The sequence below is a fragment of the Pedococcus sp. 2YAF34 genome (assembly GCF_052114585.1).
Classification (GTDB): domain Bacteria; phylum Actinomycetota; class Actinomycetes; order Actinomycetales; family Dermatophilaceae; genus Pedococcus.
Genome location: NZ_JBFRFA010000021.1, coordinates 35,767 through 62,567, shown reverse-complemented (window position 1 = coordinate 62,567; position 26,801 = coordinate 35,767). Strand labels below are relative to the sequence as shown.

Below are 26,801 nucleotides of genomic sequence, written 5' to 3'. Positions count from 1 at the left end.
TGGTCCCGGCGGGTGTGTCGGCGCGGTTGTTGCCCAAGACGTTGTTCGGTGAGCGGTTCGTGGACCTGGTGACCCCGCCTGCTGGTGCGGCAGGCGCCGCGGGGGCGGGTCGGGCGATCCGGGCGGGGGATGTGATCGGTCAGGACCGGTCGAGTGTGGCGATCGAGCTGGAGAAGGTGTTSGCGGACCTGTTGCCGTTGTTGCGGTCGGTGCGGCCGGAGAAGCTGTCGGCGACGTTGAACGCGTTGGCGTCGGCGTTGGAGGGTCGGGGGACCAGGTTGGGCAAGAACCTGGTGCTGGTGGATGCGTATTTCAAGGAGCTGAACCCGCGGGTGCCGGTGATCCAGGCGGACATCAGTGGGTTGGCTGACCTGGCGTCGACGTATGCGGTGGCGCGGTACGCGTCGCAGTACCCGTGCATGGCGGCGGCGTTGACGAACTGGGTGCCGCGGATCGATGAGGCGTTCCGGTCCGACCAGTTCCACATCACGGTCGAGGTGGCGCCGCAGCGGGCGGGGTACCGGCCGGGGGAGGAACCCCGATGGGGCGAGAGCCGCGGACCGACCTGCTACGGCCTGCCGGACTCGTACGGCAGCCAGGCCCACCCCAAGGGGCCAGTCCACTTCAGTGACGGCACCGCCGGCAGCGGGTCGAGCGCCGGCAGCGCCCTGCCCACCGCCTTCACCGGCGCCTCGGGCCTGGCCATCGGCAACGCCGACGCCGGCCTCGCCGGCACCGAGCAGGAGCAGCACGTCGTCGCCGCCCTGCTGTCGGACGACGGGTCAGCGGCCACGCCATCGGCCATCACCACCCTGCTCGCCGGACCCATGCTGCGCGGAACGGTGGTGAGCCAACAGTGAACATCACCCCACCCAGTTCTCCGCTCCTTCGTCGCTCCGATACTTGGCGAGGACCCCGATGAGCACCCGTTCCAGCCTCGTGAAGTTCATCGTGTTCGTCGTCGCGACCCTGCTGGCGACCGGCACGCTGGCGGCCACCATCGCCAACATCCAGTTCGGCGACAAGGCGACCTACACCGCGGTGTTCGACGACGTCACCGGGCTCGCCAACGGCCAGGAGGTGCGCATCGCCGGGGTCCGGGTCGGTGAGGTCACCGGCATCAAGGTCGCCCACGACCGCGTCCACGCCGACGTCGAGCTCAAGGTGCTGAAGACCAGCGTCCTCACCCAGGGCACCAAGGCGACCATCAAGTACCGCAACCTCGTCGGTGAGCGCTACATCGCCCTGACCCAGGAGTCCGGTGGTGCCCTGCCGCTCAAGGACGGTGCAACCATCGGGCTCGACCACACCCAGTCCGCCCTCGACCTCACCGTCCTGTTCAACGGGTTCAAGCCGCTGTTCGCCGCGCTGTCGCCCAAGGACGTCAACGAGCTGTCGGGCAACATCATCAGCGTCCTGCAGGGGGAGGGCGGCAACATCAACTCGCTGCTGGCCAAGACCGCGTCCCTGACCTCGACCCTGGCCGACCGCGACGAGGTCATCGGCCGCACGATCAGCAACCTCAACACCGTGCTCGGCACGGTCGACGAGCACGACGCAGCGCTCAAGGAGCTCATCGACCAGCTCCAGCGCTTCGTGTCCGGCCTCGCCGCCGATCGCGAGACCATCGGCGCCTCGCTGACCAACATCAACTCGCTCACGGCGCAGACCGCCGACCTGCTCGAGGTGACCCGACCGTCCATCAAGACGGACATCACCAACCTGCGCCAGCTCGCCACCGGCCTCAACAAGCCGTCCAACACGGCGACGTTCGAGAAGTTCCTCTCGACCTCGCCCGGCAAGATCGCGACCATCACCCGGACCGCGACCTACGGCTCCTGGTTCAACTTCTACCTCTGCGACTTCAGCGGCACCATCAAGCTGCCCGCCGGTCCGCCGGTGAAGCTGGACAAGCCCGGTGGCCTCAGCGCTGCGAGGTGCTCCTGATGGCCATCCCGTTCCGCGAGCGCAACCCCGTGCCGATCGGCGCGGCGGGCCTGCTGGTCATCGCCCTGCTGCTGGTGGTGGCGTTCAACATCCAGAGCATCCCGTTCATCGGTGGGGGCGACCACTACCGCGCCGCCTTCAGCGAGGCCGGCGGCCTGCTGAAGGGTGACGACGTCCGCATCGCCGGCGTCAAGGTCGGCAAGGTCGAGGGCGTCGACCTCGCCGGCGACCACGTCGTCGTCGACTTCAAGGTCACCGAGCCGGCGGCCTTCGGCACCCGGACCGGGGCCTCGGTGCGCATGAAGACCCTCCTGGGCCAGAAGTACCTCGCCCTCGAGCCCGGTGGCTCTGGCCAGCTGAAGGAGGGCAGCGAGATCCCGATCGACCGGACCGTGTCGTCCTACGACATCGTCAACGCCTTCAGCGACCTCGCGACGACGACCGAGCGCATCGACACCGGCCAGCTCGCCAAGTCGCTGACCACGCTCGCCACCGAGTTCAAGGACAGCCCGCAGGACGTGCGGGCCGCGCTCGACGGGCTGAGCCGCCTCTCGCGCACCATCGCCTCGCGCGACGCCGAGCTCAAGCGCCTGCTCGCCTCGGCCAACAGCGTCTCCGGCACGGTGGCGCAGCGCAACAAGGCCGTCGAGTCGATCATCAAGAACGCCGACCTGCTCCTCGTCGAGCTCGACAAGCGGCGCGAGGACATCCACACGCTGTTCGTCAACACCTCGAAGATGGCCCAGCAGATCACCGGCCTCGTCCGCGACAACCGGGCCGAGCTCAAGCCGGCCCTCGACCAGCTGACCAAGGTCCTCGCCGTCCTGCAGAAGCACGAGCAGGACCTCGGCGACACGATCGCCGCGATGGCGCCCTTCACCCGCCTGTTCGCCAACGTCCTGGGCAACGGCCGCTGGTTCGACACCTACATCCAGAACCTGACGACGCCCGTCGAACTGGGAGGCAACTGATGGCCCGCCTGCCCTCGCTGCCGCGCCTGCCCCACGTGGGCCTCGTACCCCGCCTCGTCGCCGCCCTCGCGGTGGTGGCGCTGGTGGCCGGCGCGTACGCGTTCTGGCCGCGTCACGAGACCGTACGGGTCACCGGCGAGTTCAGCCGGGCCGTCGGCCTCTTCCCGGGTTCGGACGTGCGCATCCTCGGGGTGCAGGTCGGCCAGGTGAAGCAGGTGACGCCCAAGGGCGACAAGGTCGAGGTGGTCTTCGAGTACGACCGCAAGTACAAGGTGCCCGCCGACGCCAAGGCGGCCGTCGTCGCGCCCTCGCTGGTGAGCGACCGCTACGTCCAGCTCTTCCCTGCATACACGGGCGGGCCGGTCATGAAGGACCGCGCGCAGATCGGGCTCGACCGCACGGCGGTGCCCGTCGAGCTGGACCGCATCTCCTCGAGCCTGGACGACCTGCTGGTCGCCCTCGGGCCCACCGGGGCCAACAAGGAGGGCGCCTTCGCCCAGGCCCTCGACACGGGGGCGAAGAACCTCGACGGCCAGGGGCAGAAGATCCACGACACCAACCGCGACCTCAGCAAGGCCCTCGAGACCCTGTCCGGCGGCCGCGACGACCTGTTCGGGACGGTGAAGAACCTGCAGACGTTCACGACGATGCTGGCCACCAACGACCAGCAGGTACGCCGCCTCAACAGCGACCTCGCGAGCGTCTCGACCCAGCTCGACGCCGAGCGCGGCGACCTGGCCGCAGCGCTGAAGAACCTCGCCGTGGCGCTCAGCGAGGTCAGCTCCTTCGTCCACGACAACCGCGCCGGCCTCACCACCAACCTGCAGCAGCTGGCGTCGGTGACCGGCACGGTGGCCAAGCAGCGTGACGCCCTCGCCGAGACGCTGACCAACGCGCCCGTCGCGATCAGCAACCTGCAGAACGCCTACAACCCCAAGTCGGGCACCCTCGACACCCGGGCGAACATCAACGAGAACCTCAAGCTCCAGACGCTGCTGTGCAACCTCATCACGGCGAGCGGGCAGCCCGCGAGCGTCTGCAAGACCGTGGCCGGGGTGCTCAAGCCGGTGACCGACCTGCTCGACACCCTCAAGGGCGCCGGGGTGAAGCTGCCGCTCGACCTGCTCAGCGCCATACCCCGCTCGGAAGGTGGCACCGGCCCCGAGCCCGGCGCGGCCGCGGCCGGCGGCGCGCCGACCACCACCGTGCAGATGCGCGGGGCCGACCCCACCCTCGGTGGGCTGCTCGGGGGAGGGCGATGACCATGCGGACCACCGAGCCCACGGAGCCGCGCGCCACCCGTACGCCGCGGTGCCGCCTGGCCGTCGCCGGCCTCGCCGCAGCCGCGGTGCTGGTCACCAGCGGCTGCCAGGGGGCGTTCGACCTCCCGCTGCCCGGGGGCGCCGCGCAGCACGGCGACGTCATGCGGGTCACGGCGGAGTTCGCCGACGTCCTCGACCTGGTGCCCCAGTCCTCGGTGAAGGTCGACCAGGTCACCGTCGGGTCGGTCGAGAAGATCGAGCTCAACGGCTGGACGGCCAGGGTGACGCTGCGGCTGCCCCGCGACGTCAAGCTGCCCGACAACGCCGTGGCCGAGCTCAAGCAGACCTCGCTCCTCGGGGAGAAGTACGTCGAGCTCGGGCCTCCCACGACCGGCAAGCCCGAGGGCTCGCTCGGCGACGGCGACAACATCCCGCTCGACCGCACGGGCCGCAACCCCGAGGTCGAGGAGGTCCTCAGCGCCATGTCGCTGCTCCTCAACGGCGGAGGCGTCGCCCAGCTCAAGACGATCGAGACCGAGCTCAACAACGCCCTGAGCGGCAACCAGACGCAGGTCCGCGACCTCATCAAGCAGCTCGACACCTTCGTCGGCGGGCTCGACCAGCAGAAGTCCGAGATCGTCCGGGCGATCGACAACATCGACAAGCTGGCATCCAAGCTCGCCGCGCAGAAGGACGACCTCGCCCGCGCGGTCGAGGCGCTCCCCGGCGGCCTCAAGGTCCTGGCCGACCAGCGCAAGCAGCTGGTCCAGATGCTCGCGGCGCTGAGCCGCCTCGGGGCCGTCGGCACCGACGTCATCCGGCAGAGCAAGGACGACACCGCGGCCAACCTCAAGTCGCTCGCGCCGATCCTGGCGCAGCTGACCAAGGCCGGCGACGACCTGCCCAAGTCGCTGCAGCTCCTGCTCACCTACCCCTTCCCCGACAGCGCGACCGGCGCGATCAAGGGCGACTACACCAACCTGTCGGCCGACATCGACCTCAACCTGGTCAACCTCGCGGGCAACCTCGGACTGCCGACGGCGCCCCCCACCGGGCTCCCGACAGGCCTGCCGACCGGGCTCCCCACCGGGCCGCTGCCGTCCCTCCCGCTGCCGACGGGCTCGCTTCCCGACCTGCCCGGGCTGCCCGGCCTCCCGACCGGGTCCTCGACCTCCTCGAGGACCTCGACCACCTGCACGGGGCTGCTCTGCCCACTGGGCTCCTCCCAGCAGTCGCCGCAGTCGGGGTCGGCACAGACCTCGGGCTCCGACGGCTCGTGGCGCTCGCTCTACGGAGGTGGCTCGTGATCCGCCGCTCGGTGAAGGTCCAGCTCTTCGCCTTCATGCTCATCACCCTGCTGACCGTCTCGGTGCTCTCGGCCCGCTACGTCGGGCTCTACGACCGGGTCGTAAGCGGCCAGTACCGCGTCTCCGCCGACTTCGCCCAGTCCGGCGGCATCTTCGTCGGCTCCGAGGTCTCCTACCGTGGCGTCACCGTGGGTCGGGTCGACCGCCTGCGGTTGTCCAAGGACGGGGTCGTCGTCGAGGCGAAGATCAAGCGAGGGGTGAAGATCCCCAAGGACACCAAGGTCGTGGTGGAGAACCGCTCGGCGGTGGGGGAGCAGTACCTCGACTTCCAGCCCCGCAGCGACCGCGGGCCCGACCTCGCCGACGGCGACAGCATCCCGCGCAAGGACACCGGCTACCCCCTGCGCGTCGACACGCTCCTCCTCGACCTCGACCAGACCGTCAACTCGGTCGACCGCGGCGACCTGGCCACCGTGGTCGACGAGCTGGGCACCGGCTTCGCCGACGGCGGGCAGGACCTCCAGCGCCTCATCGACAGCGGCGACGCCCTCACCAAGGCCGCCACCGAGGCGCTGCCGCAGACCGAGAAGCTCATCGACGACGGCCGGATCGTGCTGGACACCCAGCGCGACACGTCGGGGCAGATCAAGGTGTTCGCCAAGAACTTCAAGGAGCTGTCGCAGACGCTCAAGACGTCCGACGGCGACCTGCGCCTGGTGCTGGACAGGGGAGCGGTCGCCTCGGGCGAGCTCGAGGCCCTGATCCGCGACAACAAGGGCAACCTCGCGGCCCTGCTGGCCAACCTCATCACGATCGGCCAGGTGACCACGTCGCGGCTCGACGGCATCCAGCAGCTGCTGGTCACCTACCCCGACGTCGTCGCCGGTGGCTACACGGTGGTCCCGGGGGACGGGACGGCCCACTTCGGGCTGGCCCTGGCCCAGGCCCCGCCCGTCTGCACCCAGGGTTACGGCGGCACGAAGCGGACCAACCCCAAGACCACGACCAACCTGCCCCCGGTCAACACCTCCGCCCGGTGCACCGCGCCCCGCGGCTCGGGGACCACCGTCCGAGGCGCCCAGAACGCCCCCGGCCCCTCGGGCGGCTCGAGCACGAACTCCACCCTGCCGCTCGCTTTCGGCGACCAGCCCGTATCCCCGGGCATGGCTGCCTCGTTGGGCATGACAACGCCACAGGTGTCGGTCCCCGTCCCCCCGTCTGGGGGTGACGGCAGCGATCCCTCGTGGTTGTGGATCATGAAGGAGGCTGCTCGATGAGCACGATCACCACCCACGCCGGGAGGGCGGTGAAGGCCGGACGCGCCCGCCCGGGCGCGGCTGCCGACACGACACAGCACGAGCTGCAGGACGGTACGGCGCCCGCCGCACCCTCGCGGGTCGGCGTCGCCCGCATCACGCCCCGCCTCGTCTGGGCGTTGGTGGTCCTCGCCCTCGCCGCGTCCGTCGCGCTGGGGGCCACGCGCGGTCGCGACTGGTACTCAGCCCGCCAGACCCAGCAGGCCCACTCCGCCGCGGTGGCCGCCGCCAGGCAGCTGGCCATCAACTTCGTCAGCGTCGACTACACCAAGGTCGACGCCGACACCGCCCGAGTCCGCGCAGGCGCCACGGGGCAGTTCCTCAAGAGCTACTCGACCTCCGTCGAGGAGCTGAAGAAGGTCCTCGTCGCCAACAAGACGGTGTCCACCGTCCAGCGCACCGAGGCGGCGCTCGTCTCGGGCGACCGCGACTCGGCGGTGGCGCTGGTGGGCGTCGTCGCCCCCACGAAGAACACCGCCGTCCCGGCGGGGGAGACCAAGACCTACCGGATGCGCCTGGAGCTGCGTCGGGTCGGCGAGGCATGGAAGGTGGAGAACCTTGAGTTCGTCGGCTGACACCCCCCGTCCCCGTCCCAGGGTGGCCGGTCACCGGGCCCGCGCCCGCGCGGCGGAGCCCGTCCACCGCACCTCAGAGCCCGCGCCGGTCACCGCGACCGCGCCCGTCGTCGAGCCGGCCGCCCAACCGGTCGTCGAGCCGGTTGTCGAGCCCAGGGCCGAGGTCGGCGAGCCCGGCGCCGAGGTCGCGGGGTCCCCGGCCCGCACCCGGGTCGGCCGACGCCGGTGGGCAGTTCCCCTCGTGGCCCTCGTGGCCAGCCTTGCGGTGCTGGGCACGGTCCTCGGCGTCAGCCTGCGCGACTCCGGGCAGGAGGCCTCGGTCGAGCGCGCCGCCTCCAGCCAGGCGCGCACCTCGATCGAGCAGATGCTCAGCTACAACTACAAGACCATCGACGCCCAGTCGGCGCAGATCGAGGGCCTGCTGACGGGGGCCTTCAAGGGCGAGTTCACCGCCGCCATGGACAAGCAGATCAAGCCGCTGGCCGTGAAGAACCAGACGGTCGTGCAGGCCCGGGTGTCCGACATCGGGGTCATGAGCTCCACGCCGACCACGGTCAAGGTGATGGCCTTCGTCAACCAGGCTCGCGTCGGCAGCGACCAGAAGGACCCCGTTGTCGACCAGAACCGGGTCCTGGCGACCATGTCCAAGGTCGGCGACCGGTGGCTGGTGAGCCGCGTCGACGCCTTCTGAGCGCCCTCCCGCACCGACGCTGACCTGCGGCGACGTCCCTCCCGGGACGTCGCCGCAGGCGTCTGCACCCACCGTTCGGCCCCCCACCCGTGTGGCGCCCTTGACGTGTGGGCGCCGGGGCGTCATCCTCGTCTGCGTCGCACCCGCCCCTTGTGGGGGCGAGACCCCCGTCAAGGCGTTGGATCTTCCCGCTGGACACGGTTGGACGAGGCTGCCCTTCTACTGTATGCTCATCCTTTGCGCTGCCCTCTTTCGTCGACCCCGCCCCAGACACCAGCCCTTCGTCGTGCCCTCCGGCACGAATTCGTGGCCAGGACCGTGACGGAGCCGTGATGGCGGCTGGCGCTACTTCGGTTTCGAACCATCAGTTTTAAGACAGGCCCGTGGAAGGACCCCTCCTTGGCTGCCTCGCGCAACGCGACTCAGACTGTGTCCACCGCACGGACGGCTTCCGGCCGTCTGTCGTTCGCGAAGATCCGCGAACCCCTCGAGGTCCCCGACCTCCTGGCGCTGCAAACGGAAAGCTTCGACTGGCTGCTCGGTAACGAGCGCTGGCAGGCCCGTGTCGCAGAGGCCAAGGCCGCGGGTCGGGGGGATGTGCCGGATCGCTCCGGCCTCGAGGAGATCTTCGAGGAAATCTCACCGATCGAGGACTTCAGCGGCTCCATGTCGCTGTCGTTCCGTGACCACCGCTTCGAAGAGGTCAAGTACTCCATCGAGGACTGCAAGGAGCGCGACCAGACCTACTCCGCGCCCCTGTTCGTGACCGCGGAGTTCATGAACACCACGACGGGCGAGATCAAGAGCCAGACCGTGTTCATGGGCGACTTCCCGCTCATGACCGAGCGTGGCACCTTCGTCATCAACGGCACCGAGCGCGTCGTCGTCTCCCAGCTCGTCCGCAGCCCGGGCGTCTACTTCGAGCGCACGCCCGACAAGACCTCCGACAAGGACGTCTACACGGCGAAGGTCATCCCCAGCCGCGGTGCCTGGCTCGAGTTCGAGATCGACAAGCGCGACATGGTCGGCGTCCGCGTCGACCGCAAGCGCAAGCAGTCGGTCACGGTGCTGCTCAAGGCCCTCGGCATGTCCGAGGCCGACATCCTCGAGGAGTTCGGCGACTACGAGTCGATGCGCCTCACCCTGGAGAAGGACCACACGGCCGGCCAGGACGACGCGCTGCTCGACATCTACCGCAAGCTGCGCCCGGGCGAACCGCCGACCCGTGAGGCCGCCCAAACCCTGCTGGACAACCTCTACTTCAACCCCAAGCGCTACGACCTCGCCAAGGTCGGCCGCTACAAGATCGACCGCAAGCTGGGCGTCGCCGCCGAGCTCGGCGACTCGGTCCTGTCGGTCGACGACGTGGTGGCCACGATCAAGTACATCGTCGCCCTGCACGCCGGTGAGACCACGCTCAAGGGCAAGAACGGCGAGGACGTCGTGGTCGAGGTCGACGACATCGACCACTTCGGCAACCGTCGACTCCGCAACGTCGGCGAGCTCATCCAGAACCAGGTCCGCACCGGCCTGTCCCGCATGGAGCGCGTCGTCCGCGAGCGCATGACCACGCAGGACGTCGAGGCGATCACGCCGCAGACCCTGATCAACATCCGCCCCGTGGTGGCCTCGATCAAGGAGTTCTTCGGCACCTCCCAGCTGTCGCAGTTCATGGACCAGAACAACCCGCTCGCGGGCCTGACGCACAAGCGGCGTCTGTCGGCCCTCGGCCCGGGTGGTCTCTCCCGTGACCGCGCCGGCATGGAGGTCCGTGACGTCCACCCGTCGCACTACGGCCGCATGTGCCCGATCGAGACCCCTGAGGGCCCGAACATCGGCCTCATCGGCTCGCTGGCTTCCTACGGGCGGATCAACGCGTTCGGCTTCATCGAGACCCCCTACCGCAAGGTGGTCAAGGGTCGCGTCACCGACGACATCCAGTACCTGTCCGCCGACGAGGAGGACCGCCACGTCATCGCGCAGGCCAACGCCGTCATCGACGCCGAGGGCAACTTCACCGACGAGCGCGTCCTGGTCCGCACCAAGGGCGGCGAGGTCGACTACATCCCGGGTGAGGACGTCGACTTCATCGACGTCTCGGCCCGCCAGATGGTGTCCGCCGCGACCGCGCTGATCCCGTTCCTCGAGCACGACGACGCCAACCGTGCGCTCATGGGCTCCAACATGCAGCGCCAGGCGGTGCCGCTGGTCAAGTCCGAGGCTCCGCTGGTCGGCACCGGCATGGAGTACCGCGCCGCCCTCGACTCGGGCGACGTCGTCCGAGCCGAGGCCGCTGGTGTGGTCACCGAGGTCTCCGCCGACCTCGTCACCGTCGCCGGTGACGACGGCACCAGCCGCACCTACCGGATCGCGAAGTTCGCGCGCTCCAACCAGGGCACCTCCTACAACCAGGTCGTCGTGGTCAACGAGGGCGACCGGGTCGAGGCCGGCGGCGTCATCGCCGACGGTCCCGCGACCGACGGTGGCGAGATGGCGCTCGGGCGCAACCTGCTCGTGGCGTTCATGCCGTGGGAGGGCCACAACTACGAGGACGCGATCATCCTCAGCCAGCGCCTGGTGCAGGACGACGTCCTCTCCTCGATCCACATCGAGGAGCACGAGGTCGACGCCCGCGACACCAAGCTCGGGCCGGAGGAGATCACCCGGGACATCCCGAACGTCTCAGAGGAGGTCCTCGCCGACCTCGACGAGCGCGGCATCATTCGCATCGGCGCCGAGGTCCGCGACGGCGACCTGCTCGTCGGCAAGGTCACGCCCAAGGGTGAGACCGAGCTGACGCCGGAGGAGCGCCTGCTGCGCGCCATCTTCGGTGAGAAGGCCCGCGAGGTCCGCGACACGTCCCTGAAGGTGCCCCACGGCGAGACCGGCACGGTCATCGGCGTCAAGGTGTTCGACAAGGACGAGGGCGACGACCTGCCCCCGGGTGTCAACCAGCTGGTGCGCGTCTACGTCGCCAACAAGCGCAAGATCACCGATGGTGACAAGCTCGCCGGCCGTCACGGCAACAAGGGCGTCATCTCCAAGATCCTGCCCGTCGAGGACATGCCGTTCCTCGAGGACGGCACCCCCGTGGACGTCGTGCTCAACCCGCTCGGTGTCCCCGGTCGTATGAACGTCGGCCAGATCCTCGAGCTGCACCTCGGCTGGGCCGCCTCGCGCGGCTGGGAGATCGCCGGCAACCCGGACTGGGCCAAGCTCATCCCGGAGGACGCGCGCCAGGCCCCGGCCGGCACCCGCGTCGCCTCGCCGGTGTTCGACGGTGTGCGTGAGGACGAGATCGTCGGTCTGCTCGACTCGACGACCAAGACCCGCGACGACGTGCGCCTCATCGACGGCTCCGGCAAGTCCCGGCTCTTCGACGGCCGCTCCGGCGAGCCGTTCCCCGAGCCGGTGTCGGTGGGTTACATGTACATCCTCAAGCTGCACCACCTCGTGGACGACAAGATCCACGCCCGCAGCACCGGCCCGTACTCCATGATCACGCAGCAGCCGCTGGGTGGTAAGGCGCAGTTCGGTGGCCAGCGCTTCGGTGAGATGGAGGTGTGGGCCCTCGAGGCCTACGGCGCGGCCTACGCGCTGCAGGAGCTCCTGACGATCAAGTCCGACGACGTGCAGGGTCGCGTCAAGGTCTACGAGGCGATCGTCAAGGGCGACAACATCCCAGAGCCCGGCATCCCCGAGTCCTTCAAGGTGCTCATCAAGGAGATGCAGTCGCTGTGCCTCAACGTCGAGGTGCTCAGCAGTGACGGCACCTCCATCGAGCTGAAGGAGTCCGACGAGGACGTCTTCCGCGCGGCGGAGGAGCTCGGCATCGACCTGTCCCGGCGCGAGCCCAGTTCGGTCGAAGAGGTCTAGGGCGTCGGTGTGCCGCGCCCGCACCCCGGTGCCGCGCGGCACACCGCCCCTCCTCCCGACCCACCCCCAGACTTAACAAGAGACACGAGAGAAGGAACCACGTGCTCGACGTCAACTTCTTTGACGAACTGCGCATCGGCCTGGCCACGGCGGAGGACATCCGCCAGTGGAGCCACGGTGAGGTGAAGAAGCCGGAGACCATCAACTACCGCACGCTCAAGCCCGAGAAGGAGGGCCTGTTCTGCGAGCGCATCTTCGGCCCCACCCGGGACTGGGAGTGCAACTGCGGCAAGTACAAGCGCGTCCGCTTCAAGGGCATCATCTGTGAGCGCTGTGGTGTCGAGGTCACGCGCGCCAAGGTGCGTCGTGAGCGGATGGGCCACATCGAGCTCGCCGCCCCCGTCACCCACATCTGGTACTTCAAGGGCGTCCCGTCGCGCCTGGGCTACCTGCTCGACCTCGCCCCGAAGGACCTCGAGAAGGTCATCTACTTCGCGGCCTACATGATCACCTCGGTCGACGAGGAGCAGCGCCACAAGGACCTGCCCTCGCTCGAGGCCCAGATCGAGGTCGAGAAGAAGGAGTTCGAGAACCGTCGCGACTCCGAGATCGAGGCCCGGGCCAAGCGCCTGGAGTCCGACATCGCCGAGCTCGAGGCCGAGGGTGCCAAGGCCGACGCGCGCCGCAAGGTCCGCGAGTCCGCCGAGCGCGAGATGAACCAGATCCGCAAGCGTGCGGACCAGCAGATCGAGCGCATCGACCAGGTCTGGGACCGGTTCAAGAACCTCAAGGTCCAGGACCTCGAGGGCGACGAGATCCTCTACCGCGAGATGCGTGACCGTTTCGGCCTCTACTTCGAGGGCGGCATGGGCGCCGCGGCGATCCAGAAGCGCCTGCAGGACTTCGACCTCGAGGCCGAGGCCGAGCTGCTGCGCGAGATCATCGCCACGGGCAAGGGCCAGAAGAAGACCCGCGCCCTCAAGCGCCTCAAGGTCGTCACCGCGTTCCAGGCCACGACCAACAAGCCGGCCGGCATGGTGCTCGACGCCGTCCCGGTCATCCCGCCGGACCTGCGCCCGATGGTGCAGCTCGACGGTGGCCGGTTCGCGACCTCGGACCTCAACGACCTCTACCGTCGCGTGATCAACCGCAACAACCGGCTCAAGCGCCTGCTCGACCTCGGTGCGCCGGAGATCATCGTCAACAACGAGAAGCGCATGCTCCAGGAGGCCGTCGACAGCCTCTTCGACAACGGCCGTCGTGGTCGCCCGGTCACGGGCCCCGGCAACCGTCCGCTCAAGTCGCTGTCCGACATGCTCAAGGGCAAGCAGGGCCGGTTCCGCCAGAACCTGCTCGGCAAGCGCGTCGACTACTCCGGCCGCTCGGTCATCGTCGTCGGCCCGCAGCTCAAGCTGCACCAGTGCGGCCTGCCCAAGCAGATGGCGCTGGAGCTCTTCAAGCCGTTCGTGATGAAGCGCCTGGTCGACCTCGACCACGCGCAGAACATCAAGTCGGCCAAGCGCATGGTCGAGCGTGCCCGTCCGGTCGTGTGGGACGTCCTCGAAGAGGTCATCACCGAGCACCCCGTGCTGCTCAACCGCGCACCCACGCTGCACCGCCTCGGCATCCAGGCCTTCGAGCCGCAGCTCGTCGAGGGCAAGGCCATCCAGATCCACCCGCTCGTCTGCTCGGCCTTCAACGCCGACTTCGACGGTGACCAGATGGCCGTGCACGTGCCCCTGAGCACCGAGGCGCAGGCCGAGGCCCGCATCCTCATGCTCTCGAGCAACAACATCCTCAAGCCGGCTGACGGCCGTCCCGTGACCATGCCCACCCAGGACATGATCATCGGCCTGTTCCACCTCACCTCCGAGGTGGAGGACGGTCGGGGCACCGGTCGCGCGTTCTCCTCGGTCGCCGAGGCCCGCATGGCCTTCGACGCCGGCAAGCTCGAGCTGGGCAGCAAGATCAAGATCCGCCTGCTCGACGTCGTCCCGATCCCGGGCACCGAGCTGCCCGAGGGTGTCGAGGTCAACGAGCTGGGCCAGGTGCCCTCGCTCACCGTCGAGACCACGCTGGGCCGGGCGCTGTTCAACCAGACGCTGCCGGTGGACTACCCGTTCGTCGACGCCCCCGTCGACAAGAAGCGGCTGTCCACGATCGTCAACGACCTGGCCGAGCGCTACAGCAAGGTGCAGGTGGCGGCGAGCCTCGACGCGCTCAAGGAGTACGGCTTCCACTGGGCGACCCGCTCGGGCACCACGGTCGCCATCTCCGACGTTGTGACCCCGCCGCGCAAGCTCGAGATCCTCGAGGGCTACGAGACCAAGGCCACCAAGGTCCAGGTCCAGTACGAGCGAGGCCTGATCACCGACGACGAGCGTCGCCAGGAGCTCATCGAGATCTGGACCCAGGCCACCAACGAGGTCGCCAAGGAGATGGAGGCCAACCTCCCGAAGACCAACACCATCTACAAGATGGTCTCCTCGGGTGCGCGTGGTAACTGGATGCAGCTGCGCCAGATCGCCGGTATGCGTGGCCTGGTGTCCAACCCGAAGGGCGACATCATCCCGCGTCCGATCCGCGCGAACTTCCGCGAGGGTCTGTCGGTGCTCGAGTTCTTCATCTCCACGCACGGTTCGCGCAAGGGTCTTGCCGACACCGCGCTGCGTACCGCCGACTCGGGTTACCTGACCCGTCGCCTGGTGGACGTGTCGCAGGACGTCATCATCCGCGAGGACGACTGCGGGACCGACCGCGGCCTGACCATGCCGATCGCCCAGCGCACCAGCGCCGGCGCGCTCGTCGAGCACGACGACGTGGAGACCTCGGTCTACGCCCGCACGCTCGCCGCCGACGTCGAGAAGGACGGCTCCGTCCTCGCCGAGGCCGGCATCGACCTCGGTGACGTGGTCATCGACGCCCTCGTCGCCGCAGGCGTCGAGGAGGTCAAGGTCCGCTCGGTGCTCACCTGTGAGTCCCACGTCGGCACCTGCGCCGCCTGCTACGGCCGTTCGCTGGCCACCGGCAAGCTCGTCGACATCGGTGAGGCGGTCGGCATCATCGCCGCCCAGTCCATCGGTGAGCCCGGCACCCAGCTGACGATGCGTACCTTCCACACCGGTGGTGTGGCCGGTGACGACATCACCCAGGGTCTGCCGCGTGTCGTCGAGCTCTTCGAGGCCCGTACCCCGAAGGGTGTCTCCCCGATCGCCGAGGCCTCCGGCCGCGTCACGATCGAGGACACCGACAAGACGCGTCGCCTCATGCTGACGCCGGACGACGGCTCCGAGGAGCACGCCTACCCGGTGAGCAAGCGTGCGCGCCTGCTCGTCCAGGACGGCGAGCACGTCGAGGTCGGCCACCAGCTGACGGTCGGTTCCATCGACCCGAAGCAGGTCCTGCGCATCCTCGGGCCGCGTGCGGTCCAGATGCACCTGGTCGACGAGGTCCAGCACGTCTACCGCCAGCAGGGTGTGTCGATCCACGACAAGCACATCGAGGTCATCGTGCGGCAGATGCTGCGCCGGATCACGATCATCGAGTCCGGTGACGCCGACCTGCTCCCCGGTGAGCTGGCCGAGCGTGGCCGCTTCGAGAACGAGAACCGTCGCGTGGTGGCCGAGAACGGTCGCCCCGCCTCGGGTCGTCCCGAGCTCATGGGCATCACCAAGGCCTCGCTCGCGACCGACTCGTGGCTGTCGGCTGCCTCCTTCCAGGAGACGACCCGCGTGCTCACCGAGGCTGCGATGAACGCCAAGTCGGACCCGCTGCTGGGTCTGAAGGAGAACGTCATCCTCGGCAAGCTCATCCCGGCCGGCACGGGTCTCCCGCGCTACCGGAACATCAAGGTCGAGGCCACGGAAGAGGCCAAGGCGGCGATGTACTCGATGCCGAGCTACGAGTACGACTACCCGGTCTTCGGGCCCGGTTCCGGCGAGGCCATCCGCCTCGACGACGCCGAGCTCGGGCTCGACTGACGGTCGCTCGCACAGCACGACCCGAGGGGGTCGGCCCGGTTCGCCGGGCCGGCCCCCTCGGGCGTGCACCCTCGCCGCCGGTGGCCGGGGGAGGGGCCCCATACCGATTTGGTCGGGTCCCACGCAGGCGGTATCTTTGAACACTGTGTCTGAGGGCCAACCCTCGGGCATGCCCGCTGGAGCCGCCGCCGATCAGGCAGCCGGGCCAGCACACCTCTCGCCGGGCAACCCACGACCGATCCGCATGGATGGCGCGTGGGGAGTGCAGGGGAGAGCGCCGAGCGCGACACACCCGAGTGCGGGGGTCGGGCGGAGCGGCAACACCAAGGAGTGCCAGGGGGCGTCAGCCCCAGGGTGCAGAACATCAACTACGTACGGAGAACAGGTTGCCTACGATCAACCAGCTTGTGCGCAAGGGGCGCCAGGACAAGGTCACCAAGACCAAGACTCCTGCCCTCAAGGGCTCGCCCCAGCGCCGTGGCGTGTGCACGCGTGTGTACACCACCACCCCCAAGAAGCCGAACTCTGCCCTGCGCAAGGTCGCCCGTGTGCGCCTCACCAGCGGCATCGAGGTCACGGCCTACATCCCGGGCGTCGGCCACAACCTGCAGGAGCACTCGATCGTGCTCGTGCGTGGCGGTCGTGTGAAGGACCTCCCCGGCGTGCGCTACAAGATCGTGCGCGGCTCGCTCGACACCCAGGGTGTCAAGAACCGCAAGCAGGCCCGCTCCCGTTACGGCGCGAAGATGGAGAAGAAGTAATGCCTCGCAAGGGACCCGCGCCCAAGCGCCCCCTCGTCGTCGACCCGGTCCACAACTCCCCGTTGGTGACCCAGCTGGTCAACAAGATCCTGCTCGATGGCAAGAAGTCCATCGCGGAGACGATCGTCTACGGCGCCCTCGAGGGCTGCCGCGAGAAGACCGGGACCGACCCCGTGGTCACGCTCAAGCGTGCCCTCGACAACATCCGTCCCACCCTCGAGGTCAAGTCCCGCCGTGTCGGTGGCGCGACCTACCAGGTGCCGATCGAGGTCAAGCCCAACCGCGCGACCACGCTGGCCCTGCGCTGGATGGTCGGCTACTCGCGTCAGCGTCGTGAGAAGACGATGACCGAGCGCCTCATGAACGAGATCCTCGACGCGTCCAACGGCCTCGGTGCCGCGGTGAAGCGTCGCGAGGACACCCACAAGATGGCCGAGTCCAACAAGGCCTTCGCGCACTACCGCTGGTAGCAGCGCCCGGTGTGCCGCGCGCGTGACGCGCGCGGCACACCGGAAGGTGCGTGGTGCCCACGCGCCACCCGCACCACACAGATTTTTCGTAACGAGCGAGATGAGACGATCACATTGGCACTCGACGTCCTGACGGACCTGACCAAGGTCCGCAACATCGGGATCATGGCGCACATCGACGCCGGCAAGACGACGACGACTGAGCGCATCCTCTTCTACACCGGGGTCAACCACAAGATCGGTGAGACCCACGACGGTGCCTCCACCACCGACTGGATGGAGCAGGAGAAGGAGCGCGGCATCACGATCACGTCTGCCGCCGTGACCTCCTTCTGGGAGGGCACCCAGATCAACATCATCGACACCCCCGGTCACGTCGACTTCACCGTCGAGGTCGAGCGCTCGCTGCGCGTGCTCGACGGCGCCGTCGCGGTGTTCGACGGCAAGGAGGGCGTCGAGCCCCAGTCCGAGACCGTCTGGCGCCAGGCCGACAAGTACGACGTCCCCCGCATCGCGTTCGTCAACAAGATGGACAAGCTGGGCGCGGACTTCTACTTCACCGTGCAGACCATCAAGGACCGCCTCGGCGCCGAGCCGCTCGTGCTCCAGCTGCCGATCGGTGCCGAGAACGACTTCGTCGGTGTCGTCGACCTCATCTACCGCCGTGCGCTCGTGTGGCCCGGTGACGCCAAGGGTGACGTCACCATGGGTGCCAAGTACGAGATCCAGGAGATCCCGGCCGACATGGTCGAGAAGGTGGAGGAGTACCGCCACCAGCTCGTCGAGCGCGTCGCCGAGTCCGACGACGAGCTCATGGAGAAGTACCTCGGTGGCGAGGAGCTGACGCCCGAGGAGATCAAGGGCGCCATCCGCAAGCTCACGGTCAACTCCGTGCTCTACCCGGTTCTGTGCGGCTCGGCGTTCAAGAACCGCGGTGTGCAGCCCATGCTCGACGCGGTCGTCGACTACCTGCCGTCCCCCCTCGACGTCCCCCCGATGGTCGGCCACAAGCCGAACCACGAGGAGGTCGAGATGACCCGCAAGCCGAGCAAGGACGAGCCGTTCTCCGCCCTGGCGTTCAAGGTCGCGGCGCACCCGTTCTTCGGCACGCTCACCTTCATCCGGGTCTACTCCGGCCGCGTCGCCGCGGGCTCGCCGGTCGTCAACACGACCAAGGGCAAGAAGGAGCGCATCGGCAAGCTCTTCCAGATGCACGCCAACAAGGAGAACCCCGTGGACGAGGCCCTCGCCGGCCACATCTACGCGGCGATCGGCCTGAAGGACACCACGACCGGTGACACCCTGAGCGACCCGAACGAGCAGATCGTGCTCGAGTCGATGACCTTCCCGGACCCGGTCATCCAGGTGGCCATCGAGCCCAAGACCAAGGGCGACCAGGAGAAGCTGTCGACGGCCATCCAGAAGCTCTCCGCCGAGGACCCGACCTTCCAGGTCCACCTCGACGAGGAGACGGGCCAGACGATCATCGCCGGCATGGGCGAGCTCCACCTGGACATCCTCGTGGACCGCATGAAGCGCGAGTTCAAGGTCGAGGCCAACGTCGGCAAGCCGCAGGTGGCCTACCGCGAGACCATCCGCCGCACGGTGGAGAAGCTCGACTACACCCACAAGAAGCAGACGGGTGGCTCCGGCCAGTTCGCGAAGGTCCAGGTCTCCATCGAGCCCCTCGACACCACCGAGTCCGGCGAGCTCTACGAGTTCGAGAACAAGGTCACCGGTGGCCGCGTCCCGCGCGAGTACATCCCGTCGGTCGACGCCGGTATCCAGGACGCCATGCAGTACGGCGTGCTCGCCGGCTACCCGCTGGTCGGGATCAAGGCGACCCTGCTCGACGGTGCCTACCACGACGTCGACTCCTCCGAGATGGCGTTCAAGATCGCCGGCTCCATGGCGCTCAAGGAGGCCGTCCGCAAGGCCGACCCCGTGCTCCTCGAGCCGATGATGGCCGTCGAGGTGCGCACGCCCGAGGACTACATGGGCGACGTCATCGGTGACATCAACTCCCGCCGTGGCCAGATCCAGGGCATGGAGGACATCAGCGGCGCCAAGGTCGTCCGCGGCCTGGTGCCGCTGTCCGAGATGTTCGGCTACGTCGGCGACCTGCGTTCCAAGACGCAGGGCCGCGCGAGCTTCTCCATGGAGTTCGACTCCTACGCCGAGGTCCCCAAGGCCGTCGCCGAGGAGATCATCAAGAAGACCCGTGGTGAGTGACCGCTAAGATCAACGGTCGAAGCACGGTCTGACCCCCAGCACCACCCCCCACAGCGCGCCACGTCCCACCTGGGCACAAAGGCGTTCCACCAAGAAGAGAGTCCTGAGGAGGACACCAAGTGGCGAAGGCAAAGTTCGAGCGGACCAAGCCGCACGTCAACATCGGCACCATCGGTCACATCGACCACGGTAAGACGACGCTGACGGCTGCGATTTCCAAGGTCCTGCACGACAAGTACCCGGACCTGAACCCGCAGTTCGCGTTCGACGACATCGACAAGGCGCCGGAAGAGAAGCAGCGCGGCATCACGATCTCGATCGCGCACATCGAGTACCAGACGGAGGGTCGTCACTACGCCCACGTCGACTGCCCCGGTCACGCTGACTACGTGAAGAACATGATCACGGGTGCCGCGCAGATGGACGGCGCGATCCTCGTGGTCGCGGCGACCGACGGCCCGATGCCGCAGACGAAGGAGCACGTCCTCCTGGCCCGCCAGGTCGGCGTCCCCTACATCGTCGTGGCGCTCAACAAGGCCGACATGGTCGACGACGAGGAGATCCTCGAGCTCGTCGAGATGGAGGTCCGCGAGCTGCTGTCCTCCTACGAGTTCCCCGGCGACGACCTCCCGGTCGTCAAGGTCTCGGCGCTCAAGGCGCTCGAGGGCGACCCGGAGTGGGGCCAGTCGGTCCTCGACCTCATGGACGCCGTCGACACCGCGATCCCGGAGCCCGAGCGCGAGATCGACAAGCCGTTCCTCATGCCCGTCGAGGACGTCTTCACGATCACCGGTCGTGGCACGGTCGTCACCGGCCGCATCGAGCGCGGTGTCCTCAAGGTCAACGAGGAGGTCGAGATCGTCGGCATCCACACCGGCCCGCCGGCCAAGACCACCGTCACCGGTGTCGAGATGTTCCGCAAGCTCCTCGACGAGGGTCGCGCTGGCGAGAACGTCGGCCTGCTCCTTCGTGGCACCAAGCGCGAGGACGTCGAGCGTGGCCAGGTCGTCGTCAAGCCGGGTTCCATCACCCCGCACACCGAGTTCGACGCGAACGTCTACATCCTGTCCAAGGACGAGGGTGGCCGTCACACGCCGTTCTACGACAACTACCGTCCGCAGTTCTACTTCCGGACGACTGACGTGACCGGTGTCGTGCACCTCCCCGAGGGCACCGAGATGGTCATGCCCGGTGACAACACCGAGATGAAGGTCGAGCTCATCCAGCCCATCGCCATGGAAGAGGGCCTGAAGTTCGCCATCCGCGAGGGTGGCCGGACCGTCGGCGCCGGCCGCGTCACCAAGATCATCAAGTGATCTGACGCACCCAGCACCACCCGGAAGGGCCCCGCAGCTTCGGCTGCGGGGCCCTTCTGCATGCCCCGGGCTGCCGGGCGGTGGTCAGCCGGCGTCCGCCAGCAGCTCGGGCCCCACCTCTGCCACCGAGCCGACCCCGCAGAGCCCCAGCGTGAGGTCGAGCTCGGCGACGACGTTCGCGACCACGTCGCGCACCCCCGCCTGGCCGTCGAGGGCGAGGCCGTAGACGTAGGGCCGCCCGAGGGCGACGGCGTCGGCGCCGAGGGCGAGGGCCTTGACGACGTCGGCGCCGGACCTCACCCCGCTGTCGAGGACGACGGCCGTCTGCGTCCCGACCGCGGACCGGACCGCGCCCAGGGCGTCGAGCGAGGCGACGGCACCGTCGACCTGGCGGCCGCCGTGGTTGCTCACCACCACAGCGGCCGCGCCGAGGTCCACCGCTCGACGCGCGTCGTCAGGGTGCAGCACCCCCTTGACCACGACGGGCAGCCGGGTGCGCCCGGGCAGGGTGGCCAGGTGGTCCCAACCGAGACCGGGGTTGGAGTAGATGTCGAGGAAGGTTTCGACAGCCGCCCGGGGCACGGGGGAGCGAAGGTTGGCCAGCCACGACCCCGGGTGCTCGCGGCTGATCGAGAGCAGCGACCGCAGCGCACCGACGGTGACCTCGACGTCCCGGTCGCGCCCGGTGGGGGCGTCGGCCACGCGCTCCGCCACGATCTGCCTGAACCGGGGGTCCGAGGTGTACTGCGCGATGCCGATGCCTTGGGAGAACGGCAGGGAGCCGAGGTCGAGGTCGCGGGGTCGCCAGCCGAGCATCGTGGTGTCCAGGGTGACGACCACGGCTCCTGCGCCGCTGGCCTCGGCCCGCTGCAACAGGCTGTCCACGAGGTCCTCGTCGGTCGACCAGTACAGCTGGAACCACCACGGGGTGTCGCCCATGGCCCGTGCCACGTCCTCCATCGGGGAGCAGCCCTGGTTGGAGACGATGTACGGAGTGCCGAGCTCGGCTGCTGCCCGCGCGACCGCGAGGTCGCTGCCCCGCGCCACTAGGCCCGCCGCGCCGATGGGCGCGAGCAGGAGGGGGGAGGGCAGCCGCTGGCCGAGCAGCGTCGTGGACAGGTCACGCTCGCGGTGGCCGGCGGCCATCCGGGGGACCAGCCGACGTCGCTCGAACGCCGCCCGGTTGGACCGGATGGTGGCTCCGCTCCCGGCCCCACCCGCGACGTACGCCCACGCCTTGCGGCTCATGGCCCGCCGGGCACGGCGCTCGAGCTCGGCGGGGTCGGCAGGGACGGTGGGGCGGCGACCCAGGACGCCGGCGCCGTAGACCTCGGCCTGCCGTGCCCGCCCGGGGCCCACGGGGATCCTCATGTCGCGATCCTGTCACCACGTGCATCCGTCTGGGGCAGACCCCGTTTGGGTCCATGGAATCTGGTGCGCCTGTGCAACCGTCATTCTGCGTAGACAGGGCCATGACATCCGGCATCGGTGACCGGCGGAATCCGGACGAAACTTCGTGAGGGGGACGCGGCCCCGCGGGCCCCGCAGCTCTTCACCCTTCGGAGGTCATCGCGGCATGAAAGCTCTCACCAGGAGTCAGGCAGGGTTGGCAGTCACGAGCTGCCTCGCCCTGACCCTCGCCACCCCCGGCCTGGCGCAGGCCGGAGGCAGCCCGAGCCGGCACGTCCTCGGGCACGCCCCGACGTGGACGGCACGGGCCCACCACGTCGGCCACCTGTCCGGTTCGACCCAGCAGGACCTGAGCTTCGTGCTCAACCTGCGCGACGCGTCCGGAGCGGAGGCACTCGCCGACGCCGTCTCCACGCCGTCGAGCGCGCAGTACGGGCACTACCTCAGCGCCGCGCAGTGGCGAGCCCGTTTCGCCCCGACCGACGCGCAGGTCCGGGCGGTCTCGGACTGGTTGACGTCCAACGGGTTCCACGTCGTGGAGGTGCCTGCCAACCACCGGTACGTCAGGGTCACGGCCTCGACGTCGACCACGGAGAAGGCACTGTCGACGCAGCTGGACGCCTACGTGAAGGACGGCCACGACGTGACCGCACCGGCTGCGGAGTACTCGGTGCCCGGTGCCCTCGCGGGGGTCGTGGCCGGGGTGGGCGGTCTGGACACCTCCCAGCGCACGGTGCCGCTGCACACGACGCCCGACACCACCGAGCAACGCGCCGGGGCCGCCTCCAGCGCGACCAGCGAGCTGCTGCCCCCGCCCGACCCGGTGTTCAGGAACGCGACCCCCTGCTCGTCCTACTACGGCGAGAAGATCGCCACCGGGGTGCCGCAGCTCGTCAAGAACCCCCAGCCCTACGCGCCCTGCGGCTACAAGCCGGCCCAGGTCCGCGGTGCGTATGGCACGCAGACCGCCCTTGCGGGAGGACTCGACGGCAGCGGCGGCACGGTCGCCATCGTCGACGCCTACGCGTCGCCCTTCATCGCGCAGGACGCCGCCACGTACGCCCGGCGCAACGACTCCGCGCACCCGCTGCGGTCCGGCCAGCTGAAGCAGATCGTGCCCAGGTCCTTCACGCACGCGAAGCTGTGCGGCCCGGGTGGGTGGTACGGCGAGGAGACCCTCGACGTCGAGGCCGTCCACGCCACCGCGCCCGGCGCCAAGATCCTCTACGTCGGCGCCAGGAGCTGCCTGGACTCCGACATCAACGCCGCGGTGAACACCATCGTCGACAACGAGCTCGCGCAGGTCGTCTCCAACTCCTACGGCGAACCCGACGACGCCGTGCTGGCCTCGGACCTCGTGGCCCAGCACCAGACCTTCCTGCAGGCCGCAGCGGAGGGCATCTCGATGGTGTTCTCCTCGGGTGACGACGGCGACGAGATCCTCAACACCGGGACCCGGCAGACCGACTCGCCGGCCTCCGACCCCAAGGTCACCGCGGTGGGCGGCACGTCCCTGGCCGTGACGAAGTCCAACGGCTACGGGTTCGAGCAGGGTTGGGGCACGGGCAAGTCGACCCTCGTCGACGGCGCCTGGACGCCGGTCCCCCCGGCCTACCTGTACGGCGGCGGAGGCGGCACCAGCCACCTGTACCGGGAGCCCGACTACCAGAAGGGCGTGGTCCCGGACCAGCTCGCCGGCTACTTCGGCGACGGGACGATGCACCGGGTGGTGCCCGACGTCGCCATGGTGGGCGACCCGAACACCGGGTTCCTCGTCGGCCAGAGCCAGACCTTCCCCGACGGGAGCATCCGCTACTCGGAGTACCGCATCGGTGGCACCTCGTTGTCCTCGCCGCTGTTCGCCGGTGTCGTCGCGGTGGCCAACCAGGTCCACGGCGCGCCGCTGGGCTTCCTGAATCCGCGTCTGTACGCGCTCTCGGGCAGCTCGGCCCTCCGCGACGTCGACCACGGCCGGCGGGTCACCGACGCCGTCGTCCGGGTGGACTTCGTCAACGGGTTCAACGCCAGCGACGGCACGGTGACGTCCCTGCGGACCCTCAACCAGACGGGGACCATCTTCACCCGTCCCGGGTACGACGACGTGACCGGCGTGGGGAGCCCGCACGGCATGGCGTTCCTCACCGCGATGGGCGCCCGTCACTGAGGCACACCGGACCGGTCGGCGGCGCGGCCGCCGGCCGGTCCGTGGTGTCCGGACGTTTGCCGGTCGTCGGGGCGGGCACTCCCACGGTGTCCCCCAGACGAAGGAGCACCATGGCCACCCCAGGCACCAGCGCCGAGAAGTCGGCCACCGCACCGCCGCCGGACGACAGCAGCAAGCCCGACTCGCTGGGTGACCTGCCGAGCCGGTCCTGGACCTACACCGCGAAGAAGGCCTGGGCGGAGTTCTCCCGCGACCAGTGCACCGACCTCGCCGCAGCGCTGACCTACTACTCAGTGCTCTCGCTGTTTCCCGCACTGCTGGCGCTCATCTCCCTCCTCGGCGTCTTCGGCCAGGGCGAGTCCACCACCAACGCCCTCCTCGACCTCGTCCGGTCCCTTGGGCAGGGCGACACGGCCAACCAGCTGCGCGGCCCCATCACGCAGATGACCCAGAACCACTCGGCAGGCTTCGCCCTGGTGTTCGGGCTGCTCGGCGCCCTGTGGTCGGCCTCCGGCTACGTGGGCGCGTTCGGGCGGGCCCTCAACCGCGTCTACCAGGTGGACGAGGGGCGACCGGCGTGGAAGCTGCGCCCGCTGCAGCTGCTGCTCACCCTGGTCGGCGTCATCGCCGTGGCCCTCGTGCTCGTCGGCCTGGTGGTGACCGGTCCGCTGGCGCAGTCGGTCGGCGACACCATCGGCCTCGGCAAGGGCGCGGTCACCGCGTGGAACATCGCCAAGTGGCCGGTCATGCTGGCCATCGTCGTGGTCCTGGTCGCGATGCTCTACCACGCGACGCCCAACGTGCGGCAGCCGCAGTTCCGGTGGATGAGCGTCGGCGCCGCCATCGCCATCCTCGTGTGGATCGTGGCGTCGGTGGCCTTCGGCTTCTACGTCGCCAACTTCGGCTCGTACAACAAGACCTACGGCTCGCTGGCCGGGGTCATCGTGTTCCTGCTGTGGCTGTGGCTGACCAACCTGGCCCTGCTCTTCGGTGCCGAGGTGGACTCCGAGCTCGAGCGCTCCCGCGAGCTCGTCGCGGGCATCGAGGCCGAGCGCACGCTGCAGCTGCCGCCGCGGGACACCAAGGTCTCGGAGAAGAAGGCGCAGAAGCTGCGCGAGCACGAACAGGAGGGCCGCGAGCTGCGCGAGGAGGCCGTGCGGCGCGGCGCCGGGGAGGGCGACGGGCACCGCGTACCCTGACGCGACGCGCCACGCGCGCGGGGATGCGGTGCCCGCCCACCGCGATTTGGTAGGTCGCGGGGGCCTCTGGCACACTGGACCGGTTGCTTGACGCGCGCCGTTGACCCATGTCGACGCCGCCACCCCCGGTGACACACCTCGAACCGAGCCACCTGAGCTCGGGGCGACACTCCAGGGAAGCGCAAGCCCCGGCCTTGCCGGACTGAACCGACCCGTACGACCACTGCGTGAGAGCGCATGTCGTCGGGCCGCGGAGCGGGTGCGACACACCCGACCGCGGGGGTCGGAGAAGCCCACAGGGTCGGCCACAAGCTAGATGTTCGGCGAGAGAGAGACGTAACGGAGATGGCGGGACAGAAGATCCGCATCCGCTTGAAGTCGTATGACCACGAGGTCATCGACAACTCGGCGCGCAAGATTGTCGACACGGTGACCCGTGCTGGCGCGACGGTGGTCGGCCCCGTGCCGCTGCCCACGGAGAAGAACGTCTTCGTGGTCATCCGTTCGCCCCACAAGTACAAGGACAGCCGCGAGCACTTCGAGATGCGCACCCACAAGCGCTTGATCGACATCATCGACCCGACGCCGAAGGCCGTCGACTCGCTGATGCGCCTCGACCTGCCGGCTGACGTCAACATCGAGATCAAGCTCTGAGGCTGGCGACAATGACCACTGCTACCAAGACCGTGAAGGGCGTGCTGGGCAAGAAGCTCGGCATGACCCAGGTGTGGGACGCCGACAACCGGCTCGTCCCCGTCACCGTCATCGAGGCGGGCCCCTGCGTCGTCACGCAGGTGCGCGACGCGGCGAAGGACGGCTACGACGCCGTCCAGATCGCGTTCGGCGCCATCGACCCGCGCAAGGTGACCAAGCCCCTCACCGGGCACTTCGAGAAGGCCGGCGTGACCCCGCGTCGCCACCTCGTGGAGCTCCGCACCGCTGACGCCGCCGAGTACTCGCTCGGCCAGGAGATCACGGTGGAGACCTTCGAGGCCGGCCAGGACATCGACGTCACCGGCACCACCAAGGGCAAGGGCTTCGCCGGCGTCATGAAGCGTCACGGCTTCCACGGCGTCAGCTCCTCCCACGGTGCCCACAAGAACCACCGCAAGCCGGGCTCGATCGGTGGCTGCGCCACCCCGGGTCGCGTCTTCAAGGGCATGCGCATGGCCGGCCGCATGGGCGGCGTGCGCCAGACCACCCAGAACCTCACGATCCACGCCGTGGATGTCGAGCGCGGCCTGCTGCTCGTCAAGGGTGCCGTTCCCGGCCCCCGTGGCGGCACCGTCCTCGTCCGCACGGCCGCGAAGGGAGCCTGATCACC

General features: G+C 69.0%; 19 protein-coding genes. 18 read left to right on the top strand and 1 reads right to left on the bottom strand.

All coding sequences use genetic code 11. The features are described from left to right. The 14 genes from AB4Z02_RS12435 to tuf all read left to right on the top strand — a co-directional run. Window positions 1-860, top strand: an 860-nt coding sequence (locus AB4Z02_RS12435; RefSeq protein ID WP_441971281.1) for an MCE family protein, incomplete at its 5' end; no start/stop codon positions are given. A 58-nt stretch (window positions 861-918) separates the two neighbouring features. Continuing rightward, a complete protein-coding gene (locus AB4Z02_RS12430; protein ID WP_441971279.1) occupies window positions 919-1,947 on the top strand; it encodes an MlaD family protein in 1,029 nt (342 codons plus the stop codon). After that, on the top strand, window positions 1,947-2,918 hold the full coding sequence (locus tag AB4Z02_RS12425) for an MCE family protein (RefSeq protein ID WP_056883284.1): 972 nt from the start codon (window positions 1,947-1,949) through the stop codon (window positions 2,916-2,918). The genes AB4Z02_RS12430 and AB4Z02_RS12425 overlap by 1 nt, the downstream gene beginning before the upstream one ends. Continuing rightward, window positions 2,918-4,180 carry an MCE family protein gene (locus AB4Z02_RS12420; protein ID WP_441971277.1) on the top strand — a complete coding sequence of 421 codons (1,263 nt, stop codon included), beginning with the start codon at window positions 2,918-2,920 and terminating at the stop codon, window positions 4,178-4,180. Before AB4Z02_RS12425 ends, AB4Z02_RS12420 begins: the two co-directional genes overlap by 1 nt. Before the next feature lie 2 nt (window positions 4,181-4,182). Beyond that, on the top strand, window positions 4,183-5,487 hold the full coding sequence (locus AB4Z02_RS12415) for an MCE family protein (protein ID WP_441971275.1): 1,305 nt from the start codon (window positions 4,183-4,185) through the stop codon (window positions 5,485-5,487). Then, a complete protein-coding gene (locus tag AB4Z02_RS12410) occupies window positions 5,484-6,764 on the top strand; it encodes an MCE family protein (RefSeq protein WP_441971273.1) in 1,281 nt (426 codons plus the stop codon). Before AB4Z02_RS12415 ends, AB4Z02_RS12410 begins: the two co-directional genes overlap by 4 nt. After that, entirely contained in the window at window positions 6,761-7,378 is a 618-nt protein-coding gene (locus AB4Z02_RS12405) for a hypothetical protein (protein WP_441971271.1), read from the top strand. The genes AB4Z02_RS12410 and AB4Z02_RS12405 overlap by 4 nt, the downstream gene beginning before the upstream one ends. A 22-nt stretch (window positions 7,379-7,400) precedes the next feature. Beyond that, entirely contained in the window at window positions 7,401-8,069 is a 669-nt protein-coding gene (locus AB4Z02_RS12400; RefSeq protein ID WP_441971269.1) for a hypothetical protein, read from the top strand. Window positions 8,070-8,468: 399 nt separating this feature from the next. Then, the gene (gene rpoB, locus AB4Z02_RS12395) at window positions 8,469-11,945 is read left to right on the top strand and encodes a DNA-directed RNA polymerase subunit beta (RefSeq protein WP_441971267.1); all 3,477 of its coding nucleotides are present in this window, start codon (window positions 8,469-8,471) and stop codon (window positions 11,943-11,945) included. A gap of 101 nt (window positions 11,946-12,046) precedes the next feature. Next, window positions 12,047-15,925: a DNA-directed RNA polymerase subunit beta' gene (locus AB4Z02_RS12390; protein WP_056883289.1), complete on the top strand. Its 3,879-nt coding sequence runs from the start codon at window positions 12,047-12,049 to the stop codon at window positions 15,923-15,925. A gap of 386 nt (window positions 15,926-16,311) precedes the next feature. Then, on the top strand, window positions 16,312-16,686 hold the full coding sequence (rpsL, locus tag AB4Z02_RS12385) for a 30S ribosomal protein S12 (RefSeq protein ID WP_056883290.1): 375 nt from the start codon (window positions 16,312-16,314) through the stop codon (window positions 16,684-16,686). Continuing rightward, a complete protein-coding gene (gene rpsG, locus AB4Z02_RS12380; RefSeq protein ID WP_056883291.1) occupies window positions 16,686-17,156 on the top strand; it encodes a 30S ribosomal protein S7 in 471 nt (156 codons plus the stop codon). The genes rpsL and rpsG overlap by 1 nt, the downstream gene beginning before the upstream one ends. Before the next feature lie 114 nt (window positions 17,157-17,270). Continuing rightward, window positions 17,271-19,388, top strand: coding sequence for an elongation factor G (gene fusA / locus AB4Z02_RS12375; RefSeq protein WP_056883292.1), 2,118 nt, complete (start codon window positions 17,271-17,273; stop codon window positions 19,386-19,388). Window positions 19,389-19,507: 119 nt separating this feature from the next. Further along, a complete protein-coding gene (gene tuf, locus AB4Z02_RS12370) occupies window positions 19,508-20,704 on the top strand; it encodes an elongation factor Tu (protein WP_056883293.1) in 1,197 nt (398 codons plus the stop codon). A gap of 84 nt (window positions 20,705-20,788) precedes the next feature. Here the strand turns inward: tuf and AB4Z02_RS12365 are convergent, their stop codons facing one another. Further along, entirely contained in the window at window positions 20,789-22,075 is a 1,287-nt protein-coding gene (locus tag AB4Z02_RS12365) for an alpha-hydroxy-acid oxidizing protein (protein WP_056883294.1), read from the bottom strand. A gap of 235 nt (window positions 22,076-22,310) precedes the next feature. Here AB4Z02_RS12365 and AB4Z02_RS12360 point away from each other — a divergent pair, with 235 nt between their 5' ends. From AB4Z02_RS12360 to rplC, 4 genes are all read left to right on the top strand, one after another. Then, window positions 22,311-24,278, top strand: coding sequence for a S53 family peptidase (locus tag AB4Z02_RS12360; protein WP_200949229.1), 1,968 nt, complete (start codon window positions 22,311-22,313; stop codon window positions 24,276-24,278). A gap of 110 nt (window positions 24,279-24,388) precedes the next feature. Beyond that, window positions 24,389-25,477, top strand: coding sequence for a YihY/virulence factor BrkB family protein (locus AB4Z02_RS12355; protein WP_441971265.1), 1,089 nt, complete (start codon window positions 24,389-24,391; stop codon window positions 25,475-25,477). A gap of 345 nt (window positions 25,478-25,822) precedes the next feature. Next, window positions 25,823-26,131, top strand: a complete 309-nt coding sequence (rpsJ, locus tag AB4Z02_RS12350) for a 30S ribosomal protein S10 (RefSeq protein WP_009775966.1) — start codon at window positions 25,823-25,825, stop codon at window positions 26,129-26,131. A gap of 11 nt (window positions 26,132-26,142) precedes the next feature. Further along, entirely contained in the window at window positions 26,143-26,796 is a 654-nt protein-coding gene (gene rplC / locus AB4Z02_RS12345) for a 50S ribosomal protein L3 (protein ID WP_345500363.1), read from the top strand. Window positions 26,797-26,801 lie beyond the last annotated feature (5 nt).